Origin of the sequence: Secundilactobacillus paracollinoides (assembly GCF_001702155.1) — a bacterium.
Taxonomy (GTDB): Bacteria; Bacillota; Bacilli; order Lactobacillales; family Lactobacillaceae; genus Secundilactobacillus; species Secundilactobacillus paracollinoides.
Genome location: NZ_CP014912.1, coordinates 2,238,897 through 2,250,820, shown reverse-complemented (window position 1 = coordinate 2,250,820; position 11,924 = coordinate 2,238,897). Strand labels below are relative to the sequence as shown.

At 46.8% G+C, this 11,924-nt stretch carries 11 protein-coding genes and 1 tRNA gene; 4 read left to right on the top strand and 8 right to left on the bottom strand.

From position 1 onward, the window contains the following. Positions 1-41: 41 nt before the first annotated feature. From gap to AYR61_RS14930, 3 genes are all read right to left on the bottom strand, one after another. Positions 42-1,052, bottom strand: a complete 1,011-nt coding sequence (gene gap, locus AYR61_RS09670; RefSeq protein WP_054709829.1) for a type I glyceraldehyde-3-phosphate dehydrogenase — start codon at positions 1,050-1,052, stop codon at positions 42-44. A 66-nt stretch (positions 1,053-1,118) separates the two neighbouring features. Beyond that, the gene (locus tag AYR61_RS14935; protein ID WP_083220055.1) at positions 1,119-1,745 is read right to left on the bottom strand and encodes a sugar-binding transcriptional regulator; all 627 of its coding nucleotides are present in this window, start codon (positions 1,743-1,745) and stop codon (positions 1,119-1,121) included. A 15-nt stretch (positions 1,746-1,760) separates the two neighbouring features. Further along, positions 1,761-2,105, bottom strand: coding sequence for a sugar-binding transcriptional regulator (locus tag AYR61_RS14930; protein ID WP_191982240.1), 345 nt, complete (start codon positions 2,103-2,105; stop codon positions 1,761-1,763). 301 nt (positions 2,106-2,406) lie between these two features. Here AYR61_RS14930 and AYR61_RS09660 point away from each other — a divergent pair. From AYR61_RS09660 to ltrA, 3 genes are all read left to right on the top strand, one after another. Next, a tRNA-Arg gene (locus AYR61_RS09660) sits at positions 2,407-2,478 on the top strand. A gap of 671 nt (positions 2,479-3,149) precedes the next feature. Continuing rightward, positions 3,150-3,743 (top strand): ATP-dependent Clp endopeptidase proteolytic subunit ClpP, encoded by a 594-nt coding sequence (gene clpP, locus AYR61_RS09655; protein WP_065902802.1) that lies wholly within the window; start codon positions 3,150-3,152, stop codon positions 3,741-3,743. A 478-nt stretch (positions 3,744-4,221) separates the two neighbouring features. Next, the gene (gene ltrA, locus AYR61_RS09650) at positions 4,222-5,604 is read left to right on the top strand and encodes a group II intron reverse transcriptase/maturase (protein WP_065902193.1); all 1,383 of its coding nucleotides are present in this window, start codon (positions 4,222-4,224) and stop codon (positions 5,602-5,604) included. 238 nt (positions 5,605-5,842) lie between these two features. On the opposite strand, the gene whiA is transcribed toward ltrA, so the two are convergent. The 5 genes from whiA to AYR61_RS09625 form a co-directional block, all read right to left on the bottom strand. After that, positions 5,843-6,781: a DNA-binding protein WhiA gene (whiA, locus tag AYR61_RS09645; protein WP_054709840.1), complete on the bottom strand. Its 939-nt coding sequence runs from the start codon at positions 6,779-6,781 to the stop codon at positions 5,843-5,845. Positions 6,782-6,786: 5 nt separating this feature from the next. Continuing rightward, a complete protein-coding gene (locus tag AYR61_RS09640) occupies positions 6,787-7,800 on the bottom strand; it encodes a gluconeogenesis factor YvcK family protein (protein ID WP_054709844.1) in 1,014 nt (337 codons plus the stop codon). Continuing rightward, entirely contained in the window at positions 7,801-8,685 is an 885-nt protein-coding gene (gene rapZ, locus AYR61_RS09635; RefSeq protein ID WP_065902800.1) for an RNase adapter RapZ, read from the bottom strand. Positions 8,686-9,083: 398 nt separating this feature from the next. After that, on the bottom strand, positions 9,084-9,620 hold the full coding sequence (locus AYR61_RS09630) for an HdeD family acid-resistance protein (protein WP_065902798.1): 537 nt from the start codon (positions 9,618-9,620) through the stop codon (positions 9,084-9,086). Between the two features lie 107 nt (positions 9,621-9,727). Next, positions 9,728-10,558, bottom strand: coding sequence for a LysR family transcriptional regulator (locus AYR61_RS09625; protein ID WP_056987133.1), 831 nt, complete (start codon positions 10,556-10,558; stop codon positions 9,728-9,730). Positions 10,559-10,685: 127 nt separating this feature from the next. On the opposite strand from AYR61_RS09625, the gene AYR61_RS09620 reads away from it, so the two are divergent. Further along, entirely contained in the window at positions 10,686-11,690 is a 1,005-nt protein-coding gene (locus tag AYR61_RS09620; protein ID WP_065902796.1) for a YeiH family protein, read from the top strand. The last annotated feature ends 234 nt before the right edge of the window (positions 11,691-11,924 follow it).

The following is an 11,924-nucleotide window of genomic DNA, read 5'->3' as shown; positions in this document are numbered from 1 at the left end:
CGCCTTTTATTTGGTTCAATTATTAACGTTTAAGGTTAATCTTAAAGTGAAGCGAAGTGCAACAATGTCCGTACCATGTTGCAAGTGAAGCCCCATTCGTTGTCGTACCAAGCAACAGTCTTAACTAATTGTGTGTCGCCATTAGTAGTAACTTCAGTTTGGGTAGGATCGAATACTGAACCATGAGGGTCATCAATGATATCAGTTGAAACGATTTCGTCATCGTTGTAACCGAATGCTTCGTTGTTTTCAGTGTGCTTCTTGATAGCAGCATTGATTTCGTCAGCTGAGACCTTCTTGTCAAGAACTGAAACTAATTCAGTTAATGAACCATCAACAACAGCAACCCGTTGTGCATGGCCTTGTAACTTACCGTTCAATTCTGGGATAACTAAGCCGATAGCCTTAGCGGCACCAGTTGAGTGAGGAATAGTGTTGATGCTTGCAGTACGGTTGTTACGCATCTTCTTGCCACGAGGGCCATCAAGAATTTGTTGAGTAGCAGTGAAGGCGTGGATGGTAGTCATAGTACCGGCCTTGATGCCAAATTCTTCATTCAAGAAGTAAGCCATAGGTGCTAAACAGTTAGTGGTACATGAACCGGCAGAAACGATCTTGTCGCTAGCTTGTAAGGTATCCAAGTTAACACCAGGAACAACAGTCCGGACATCACCAGCTGGAGCTGAAACAAGGACACGCTTTACGCCAGCGTCCAAATGAGCTTGTGACTTTTCTTCTGAAGTGTAAAAACCAGTACATTCAAGAACGAAGTCAACGCCGTCGTTCTTAACCCAAGGAATGTTTTGTGCCTTTGGTTCTGCATATACAGGGATTTCCTTACCGTCAACGACGATACCCTTTTCAGTAGCTGAAACTTCACCAGGGAAACGACCATGGGTTGAATCATACTTCAAAAGGTAAGCTAACATTGAAGGGGTAGTTAAATCGTTGATAGCAGCGACTTCAATGTCGTCAGAATGTAGTTCATGGATCCGCTTGAACGCTAAACGACCAATGCGTCCGAAACCATTAATACCAATTTTTACAGTCATACTGTGATTTCCTCCTTTAGGAAATAAAAAAATATATTTTAAGCAGTAATACCAGATAACATAGTATCACTTCTTTAAAATCGTGTCAGCAGTTCCCTCGTCAGTGACCAAAAAAGTTGGTGCTGGCGGGAGTTTGAAATAGGCCTCAATAGCGGCTACCTTGGTGTGACCACCGGCAACTGCCACCACCAGATCCATTCTCTCAAGATCTGACATGGAAAGCCCGAGTTTGGGTACCTGGTACACAATTTGACCACTCTGGTCAAAAAAGTCACCAAACGCTTCACCAACGGCGTGTCGCTCCTGTAACGTTGCAATCACGTCAGCTGGCATTTGGCGCCGTTTTGCCATCGCCATCGCATCGCCCACACAGTGGAGCGCCACGTTCGCCTGATCAATGGTTGCTAACGTTTTAGCAATCATTGGTTCGGACCGCAGCGTTGCGTACGTGGATCCTGATGCCAGTTCTGGCAAGTACAGTGCCTGAAACGTACTATCCGTTCGTGCAGCCATTTTGGCACAAATGGTATTCGCCTGAATATCAGGCGACTCTCCCATGCCGCCACGAGCCGGAACAAACGTTAACTGGCGTTGTTCCGAAAGCTCCTGCGTTAACGTCGACGCCACGGCCGCCATCGTCGTACCGCCCATGACAGCGACGATACTTGGTCCCAGTGGCATGTGGTGCTGCATTAACGTATTGGTAAGCTATCCCATAGCTGTTTTGATCTCCGGCTGATCATCAGAATCCCCACTCACGATCCGGCAACCCTCCAACCCAAGTCGGGTCTGAAGTGCTTTTTCCTTCTTATGAATGCCAGTGAGATTTTGAATCAGCGGCAGCAACTGGTCAGCGGCACGCTCACCATCGGGCGTTAACACAACACCCTTAGATTGCATGGCCACCAATTGACTGCTCTCCAACGCCTCGAGGTCAGTCCGAACACTCCGTTCGGAGACACCCAGTTTTTCAGCGAGGAGCCGGCGACCAACCGGCTGCATCAAATGAATGGTTCGTAACAACGAGTAACGGTCGATTAGTTCCTGGGTCATTTTTGGTACGACCGCATTAACCCATCTCCACTCGATGTTCATCTTCTAACCAACTCTCTTATGTTGCTGGGACAGCAATTGTCCCAGCGATGCTTATTGTGACCCATTAAGGTCAAAAAACAATGGGTTCTCACCCACAAGTGCATTATAACAGGCACCCTGTCTCATTGCAATCGGTATGCCGGTAAAATATTGGTAAAGTTGTTTGACACGCAATTTTCAGAATATTTAGGTTTTACCCTTGTATTTTTATCCAATTTCAGTTATAGTAATTTAGTGTTCGAAAGGACATGAACGTGTTGCGCCCGTAGTGTAATGGATCGCACGTAAGATTCCGGTTCTTGAAATGGGGGTTCGATTCCCTCCGGGCGCATAAGAGAACAAAGCGGTGCAAGGAAGCTAACCAGCTGGTTAGCTTCCTATTTTTTTGCGTTGGGTTTCGCCAGTTGCCTCCCTCGTCAAAGGCAGATTTACAGTCTCAAGCTTATTTATTATTCAATTTACTAGCAGTCTTCCAGTTGAATATTCCCTTAGGTTTTAATTAGGTTGAGTCGTCAAGTTAATATAATCACAAATGGAAGTAATAAAAAAAGAAAGTCTGTGAGCGGCAGGCTTTCTTTCAGAAAAGTGTGTTATAGCAATGCAATCAACATATAAAACATAAATTGATTATCCTTACGATGTGGTAATAATAACTGATTTTAAACGTGAAGTCAAGAGATTGTTATTGCTTTCACTAATTATTTTTTAATTTATCTGCCCACCTTGTCGATCTCGACAGTTATCCAATGAATTTCACTTATTTGTCTGATTAGCTGGCGAGCTCACACAGTAGCCTGACCAAAACTGGTCAGGCCACTAAGTAATCCAATGCCCGTCTCGCCTCGTTTTATGGTATTCTAGATGCAGCTGGTTTCATTCTGCTAACTAACGGTCACAAAAGTGAGGCCTTTTTGTTTGACCTTTTTTGACCATTGGGTTAAACTACAAATCAGTTAGCAAGATTAAACTAACAATACAGCGAAATAAGGAGGCTGCAAAGCTATGAACTTAGTCCCAACAGTTATTGAGCAGTCCAGCCGTGGCGAACGTGCTTACGACATCTACTCTCGCCTATTAAAGGACAGAATTATCATGCTCTCCGGTGCAATTGAAGACGACATGGCCAACGCCATCATCGCCCAACTTTTGTTCTTGGACGCGCAAGATTCAACGAAAGATATTTACCTTTACATTAACTCTCCTGGTGGTGTGGTTACCTCTGGGATGGCCATTTACGATACGATGAGCTTCATCCAATCTGATGTTCAAACGATCGTTATGGGCATGGCTGCTTCAATGGCCAGTGTCTTGGCATCTTCAGGTACCAAGGGCAAGCGGTTTGCTTTGCCTCACTCACAAGTCTTGATTCACCAACCATCTGGTGGTGCTCAAGGCCAACAAACTGAAATTGAAATTGCAGCTACTGAAATCTTGAAGACTCGTAAATTGATCAACAAGATCTTAGCTGACAACTCCGGTCAACCAATTGAACGAATCAACGCTGACACTGAACGTGACCACTACTTATCCGCACAAGAATCTGTGGATTATGGTCTGATCGATGCCATCATGACCAGCTCAAAAGACCGTAAGTAAACGCACCTTTGCGAATCAGACATTTGTCTGGTTCGTTTTTTTGGTGCGCCCGGCATGGGCGCCAACTAGACGGTGAAAGTCCGTTGCGGGCCGTAGTAGTCGGAACCGCAAGTCAATGACAAGGGTGTCCATCGTGAGGTGGAATCTGAAGGAAGTCGGCGACAAAGTACCGCATTGATGTACAAGAATCAGCCATAAGGCTGTGTTGGTCGGACGAGGTTGCCAAACAAACCAAAGTCCAATACTACTCGAGGCCATCGCAGTAAAGCTGGCAATGACATGGTACGAAAGTGGGCGTTCTTACCCGGGGAGGCCTGTATCGTACGTTCCCGACAAGAGGCGCGCTAAGCGCCACAGGAACAAACATCGCAGTGATGTGGTGCAGAACGATACAGGAGTCAGCCGAGGCCATAGTAGTGGTATCTGCCACGAAGGGCTGAACAATAATAGGTCATCATTGATATTGGAGGTGGAGACAGTGCAACAACCGCAGAATACAGAAAAAGCTGACCGCCGGCGGACAGTAGGACTGGAAGCCCAAGAACAAGTCGGGGTGCGTAGCACTGACTCTGGTGAAAATACGATGATGAACGGCACTAAGTTTCAAGAGTTAGTCTTAGACCGAAATAACCTGAACGAGGCTTATCTTCGCGTCTGCAGAAACAAAGGTGCAGCAGGACTAGACGGAATGACCGTTGACGAACTGTTGCCCTACTTGAGGAAACATAAACAGGAATTACTGCAAGCTTTACAAAACGAGACCTATCGGCCTCGTCCCGTTAAGCGGGTTGAAATTCCAAAACCTAATGGTGGTAAACGCAAGCTCGGAATACCAACTGTGATTGACCGACTTGTTCAACAAGCCATGGCGCAAGTCATGGTGCCAACATTTGAGCGTGTCTTCTCAGATAATAGTTTTGGGTTCCGACCGAATCGAAGTGCTAAAGATGCCATTGATAGAGTGGTTCAGTTCTACAATCAGGGCTATCACTATGTCGTGGATCTCGATTTAAAAGCATACTTCGATACGGTCAACCACGATCTGCTTATTAAATTTATTGAGCAGTATATTACGGATCCATGGATACTGCATCTCATTCGTCGCTTCCTAACCAGCGGTGTCATGAATGGTGGTCTATTTGAACGAAGTGATAAAGGCACCCCTCAAGGTGGCCCCTTATCGCCACTTTTGGCTAACATTTATCTCAACGAACTGGATAAGCTGTTAACTTCCAGAGGTCATAAGTTTGTCCGCTATGCGGACGATTGTAATATTTATGTCCGAAGCAAACGTGCTGGAAAACGGGTTCTGACTAATGTTACTCGCTTTCTTGAAGGCGACCTAAAGGTCACCGTCAATGAGGACAAGACATCAGTAAGTTCGCCTCTGCGGGCCAAGTTCCTGGGATTTTCCTTGGGGGTTGGTCGAGGAGGTGCGTATGCGCGACCTGCTTGGCAGGCCAAGCAACGCATCAAGTCTGCACTCAGGAAAATGACCAAGCGCAATCGGGGCGTTTCGTTAAACCTGGTGTTTAACGAGATTCATCAAAAGATGCGTGGGTGGTTACAGTACTATTCGGTCGGGAAAATGACCAATTTTATCCGTCACTTAGACGAATGGTTGCGAGCAAGGATTCGCCAGTATATTTGGAAACAGTGGAAGAAGCTCAAAACAAAGGTCAATCATCTTGTAAAACTGGGGCTTTCTGGCACCAGTGCTTATACAATGGCCAATACCCGTAAGGGTTATTGGCGAACTGCGCATAGCAAGACATTGACCTATACTCTGACAAACAAAAGACTGGAACGCCTTGGACTCATCAATATGAGCAAGACACTCCAGTCAATACAAAGTGCTTAAATTATTGAACCGCCGTATACGGAACCGTACGTACGGTGGTGTGAGAGGTCGGTAATTGAATTAATCAATTACCTCCTACTCGATTGCGATTTTTAATCTGAATTCAAAAAAAGATGATCCAGCGCCTTGCTGGGTCATCTTTTTTACTGGTTAATAATTTCTAAGGTTGCTGGCTTGTATCAGCTGGTGCAGCGCGGATGCGATTCCCTATTATGGTAACGCCGTCCTTCTCCACGTTCTAGATAGCTTCCGCCCCGCGCAAATTATCCGCATACTCATTGATTTTACGTAACCGATGATTGATACCAGATTTCGAAATGGCACCGCTTGGAATCATTGTGCTGAGTTCCTTAAGGCTGACTTCCTTGTTGGCTAACCGAACCTCTGCCACTTCGCGTAACTTCGGTGGCAACTGACCGAGACCAACCATCTCATCAATAAACTTGATGTTTTCAATCTGCTTACTTGACGCATTTGCGACCTTATCAAGGTTGGCGTTCTCGCAGTTGACTAACCGGTTGACCGAGTTACGCATGTCACGCATGATCCGAACGTCTTCGAACTTCAGCATGGCGCTTGTGGCCCCAATCAGGGACAGAAAGTCTGCGATACGCTCCCCCTCTTTTAGATAGGTGATAAACCCACCGCGACGAGCTGTTGTGCGCGCGTTTAGATCGTACTTGTTGATCATGTTCGCAATCATCTCGTTGTGCCCCTCATACAGAGAGTATATCTCGAGATGGTACCGGGACGTTTCGGGATTGTTAACCGACCCGCCTGCGAGAAAGGCCCCTCGTAAATAGGAGCGAACCTGGCCGTCGTTTTCAAATAAACTGGCTGGGACTTCTTCAATCAATTGGCCATCCTTAAAGATGCCAAGATCTTTCAGCACCATTTCAGAGCCGGCATTGACCCGCACGATGTACAGATTGTTTTTCTTTAGTTTCATTTTCCGCCGAACCAGCAGTTCGCTTTCCAGATCATAAAACTGTTTTAATAGCTGGTAAATGCGCCGCGCAATAGCGGGATTTTCCGTTTGAATATTTAAAACAAAATGGTGGTTGGCAAGTGACATTGCGCCGTTCATCCGAATCAGCGCAATCAGCTCAGCCTTCGCATTCTCCCGGTGGACTTCTAACGTTGTCAATTCTTTTTTGACATCACTGGCATATGACAATGGCGTTACCTCCCCTCGGCATTTCGTGAATCAACCTGCCCCAATAAATTCATGAGTTCGTTAACGACCAATTCGCCGTTATGAAAGGCCCCGTTGTCCCGCAACTCCAAAAAGTCGGCGGAAACGACTCGGCACCCCTGTTCACGTAACCCTTTAAAATCGTGATTGACCTGGCGCGACATTTCGTTCCAGCGCTGGTAATCAATATACTCATCGGGCACTTTTTGCGTGTTGACCAGCACCGTGTTGATGACGTTCTGCTGCAAATGGTCGTTGAGTACCCGGACGTGATCCGCATCCGTAAACTTCTCAGTTTCACCCTTTTGCGTCATGATGTTGCAGATATAAATGACCTCTGCAGGTGTCCGCCGAAGGGCATCCCCCACGTTACCGATCATTAAGTTCGGCAAAATACTGGTGAATAGGCTCCCAGGGCCAAGGACGATCTGGTCGGCCGTCATGATGGCATCGATAACCTCTTGAACAGCTTCCGGCTCCTCACCGTCCTTATTACTGGGCGTGACCCAGACGTGTTTGATCAGTTTATGGGCGGCCGTTATTTCAGACTCTCCCGTCAGCGTAGTCCCGTCAGAAAACTCTGCGTTGAGTTCAAGCGGCTCGTTGGCGGCTGGATAAATATGGCCGTCGACCTTCATGATTGCGGATAATTCCTGGACCGCACCAAAGATACCGCTGCGCATTTCTGACAAAGCTGCAATGATCAGGTTACCGATGGCATGACCCGCAAAGAATTGGTCCTTGCTATCAAACCGATATTGGAACAGATCTAGTTCCAATTTTGGTAACCCCGATAGTGCCACGATGACGTTTCGAATATCGCCAGGCGGCACCACGTTTACGTAGTTGCGAATAATTCCGGATGAGCCGCCATCATCCGCGACAGTGACGACCGCGGTAATGTCGACATCCTGGTCCTTAAGGTTGCGTAAGATGACGGGCAAGCCTGTCCCACCACCCATAACAACGATCTTGGGCCGACGACGTTCCTCATTTCTCATTTAGTGTGAGTCCTTTCGTTTTTCAATATCACGGTGGGTCACATGAACGGGATATTGTTCCCCGAGATCATTGCCCAGTCGTTCTGCTAACGCCACAGAACGGTGCTGACCACCTGTACAGCCGATGGCAACAGTTAAATTCGTTTTACCTTCACGTTTGTATCCGGGAAGGGTGGTCTGCAACAGTCCTAAAAATTGCTGATAGAACTGCTCAGTCTCTGGTTGTGCCATGACGTAATCGTAGACCGGTTTATCCTTCCCTGCTTGCGGCCGCAATTCTGGCAGGTAGTACGGGTTTGGCAGGAACCGGACGTCCATCACAATATCGGCATCGATCGGCAATCCGTATTTAAAGCCAAACGACATGAGTTCAATATGAAAGGTCTCCGTGTCTCCCGTCTCAAAACTATGGAAAATCTCTTCCCGTAAATTACGCGGCGTCAACTTGGATGTATTTAACACAAGCTGCGCAGCCTGCTTTAATGGCGCCAGCAGTTTCCGCTCCGCCTTGATACCATCGACCACCCGACCATTGCGGGCCAGCGGATGGGAGCGCCGGGTCTCCTTGTAGCGCGAAACCAGGGTCTCGTCGTCAGCTTCAAGGAAAACGACCTGGCCTAAATCAGATAGCGTCAGGTCGGCAATATCCTTCGTCATTGGCATGATTTCATCGTAAAAGGCCCGTGACCGCAGATCGATCACTACTGCAACTTTTTTGATGTTACCGGATTCTTGAACGAGTTCCCAGAACTTCGTCATTAACGACGGCGGCATGTTATCGATACAAAAGTACCCTAAATCTTCAAAAGCTTGCATGGCGACGGTTTTGCCGGCACCGCTCATCCCTGAAATAATGACGAGTTGAATTTTTTCATTATCAGTCATGGCATTCTCCCATCATTTGTCTGTCTACACTAAGACTTACAGTATAACATACCTGGTGTGTCATTTACAATGGGGGGCCGGGTGTGCGAAGAGTGTGGAGCAAGGCGTTTTGAGGGCTACTGCGTAAGCAAAAGTGAGTTCTATTGTGGCCTGACTTTTTAACCAGAGTCGCTTATTAAACACCTATCTCCCCTACACAACACGGTCACCGTAAATACCAGGAAGCATACAACTAAAAAAACTAGCAAATTCAAGAAAACGATTTTTGACCGAGCCTTAATCTGAAATCAAAAAAGAATCCCTACGATATTAAGAGACTAATATCATAGAGATTCTTTTTCTAGTCAACACTGCGGAAGCGAGTTCCTGGTAGTGAGACCTAATTCATTTAACTGAAATTATCGCCGTGCAAAAGCTAATACAACAGCGTTGATCCCAAAAATAACCAGGTAGAACGCAATCATCCAGGTCAACGAGAACGCCGCCACAATTGGATTTACCAACAGCAAGATTCCGACGAGCAACGATAGGATATCCAAAAGCATGGACACCCAGTAATAGCCGGTACCAAACTGGCGTAGATGACCGATCACCAACAACCGTTCAATCGAATCTAGGATGAACCAGAACGCAAACAGATAGCCAATGGTCATAATGCCGCTGGTTGGCTTGATGATAAATAATAGTCCGATCAGAAGGTCAATAATACCAATGACCAGTGCAAAGATTGCGACGTTACCAACTAACTCTCGCAACTTCGAAAAACCTGAGATCGTGGTTAACCCACTAATAATGGCAACAAAGCCAAAGACAACGGCCAATGCCGTAATGCCAATATTTGGTTCGAATACTAGGACCAGGGCCGCCAGAATGAATAAGATACCCGTAATTAATTCATGCCAGTCAAAACCCCATTTAGGACGCATACTAAACATGACACTCACCTCGTTTTCTTCCCTATTCTAAATCCATCATACCGATTTAAAAGCGCTAACACAAGCGATGTTGCAAGCATTGCGATGAATTTTTAATAAACCAACAATCAGTTAGAATCTGGTGATTTAAGTGTGGCCTCGATCAGGTCTCTCAGGCGACGCAACGTTGTGTTAGGCTGTTGTTCAAGGCCAATCAGATAAAAGTGCCGGTGATATTTCGCCCCAATTTCTGCAGATGGCACCCCAGCTGGCACTAACGCTTTAGCAAATATCGTTTCCCCGATCCCCGCCTGCAACAGCCCCATAATACTCTGGTTGGTATCAACTACCAGTGTATGGGTCGGTGTAATGCCCTGTTCACGCAGATAAGCATCCGTATAGTGCCGAACTCCGGAACCCGCCTCACGCAACAACCACAAATCTGTCGTGGGGTCGCCCGCCAACACCAGTTGATCGCCAGGCAACTCGGTCTGACGAACAGCATCTGCGAGCATGGGCTTTTCAATCAAACCATAAGCGAGTTCATGGGAAACAATCCCGTTTAGAACGGCCTCTGAATTCATCGTTCGCACCTCAAATTGATATTCACTATGCGGTAAAAGTTGCTGCATCAGCATCGGCATCACGGTCACGGCCGTCGTTTGTGAAAACCCGATCGGTGCTGGCATCTGAGGATGTTCACTCAGTTGTTTGATTGCCATGAAAGTCTGTTGCCACTCTTCATCGAGCCGCTTATAGGCCAGGTAAAGCTGATCCGCAGCTGGTGTGGGTTGAACCTGTCGCCGCCCATTACGGACAAATAGCGTCATGTCTAAGGTCTGTTCCAATCGATTGATCTGCACCGAAACGCTGGGCTGAGAAATAAATAACTGTTTTGCGGCCACGGAAAAATTTCGCGTCTCATACACGGTCATAAATGTTTGCACGTCTCGCTCCATACACGCTCGCCTTTCTATTAAAGTTCTTAATAGTTTATATTATAAATCAGTATTTCATTAATCACAACAATCCCGGTATACTAACGAAGTGTCTTAGAGAGAACTTACTATTGAGGGAGAGAGTGATATGAAGCCTGTACGTGCCGTACTACCGGGTTTTGGATTAAGTTTTTTAATTGCAACTATTAGTCAGTGGGTCAACGCTGACCTCATTAAGGGGATTGGTGCGCCAACCGTGGCGTTGCTGATTGGTGTCCTGCTTGGCAACACAGTTATTCGTCAGCCGATGTGGTACAGCGGAACTGCCTGGTCGGAAAAACGCCTTTTAGAATATTCCGTGATGCTGCTGGGTGCCACCATTACATTTCAAACGATTCAGCAATTAAAATTAGGCGGGATCGCGTTTATTTTATTACAGATGACGATTACGATCGGCTTCGCACTCATTTTGGGTAAACGACTCCATTTTTCTGAAGGGATGACCCTAATGATGGCAGGTGGCAACGCCGTTTGCGGCTCATCAGCCATTGCTGCTATTGCCCCAACCATCGAGGCCAAAGACGATGATCAACGACTCGCCATCACCCTTGTTAATCTCATGGGGACTGTGCTAATGCTCACCCTGCCCCTTATCAGCCTGTTAGCCTTTCACCACAGTAATTTTCTCCGTGGCGCCCTAATTGGTGGTACCGTGCAATCCGTTGGTCAAGTGATTGCCAGCGCCACAATGGTCAATCAGGAAACAACGACCTTTGCAACACTGTTTAAGATTTTGCGAATCATCATGTTGATCGCCGTTGTTCTGATTTTCAGTCAAATTCACCGGCATCACCAGCCCGCTGACCAACAGTCGGTCAGTATGGTGGATAGCGCAAAACGGGCATTACCCTGGTACGTGGTCGGTTTTATCGTCCTCTGTGCGCTTAATTCTTGGTTGACGTTTGCGCCAATCATCTCAAGTGGTGCCCATTCGTTGAGCAGTTGGTGCGAAGTCACCGCACTAGCAGCGATTGGGTTGCGATTGAATTTTGCGGCATTTATCAAGGCTGGACGGAAACTCGCCTACTTTGGTGGCGGCGTTTTGATTGTTCAGGTTGTGAGTGCGGTTGTTTTGATTTCTGTTCTCTTGTAATAAAAAAGTCTGAGACGATAACGAGGTGCGTTATTGCTCAGACTTTTTGTTTTTTATTTTGCGTTATACAACAAGCATGCAGTGCGCTAGACAGATGGGGACCCCCACCTTAGCAAACTCTGGCGGTGATTCCACAGCTTAGACTCAGCTTTTATGCTTCAGAGAGTTTCTGGCAACTGCTTTCTTGGCCACTCTGCTGAAACGCGTTCAGCAGGGCAAGGGGCTACTGTGTAA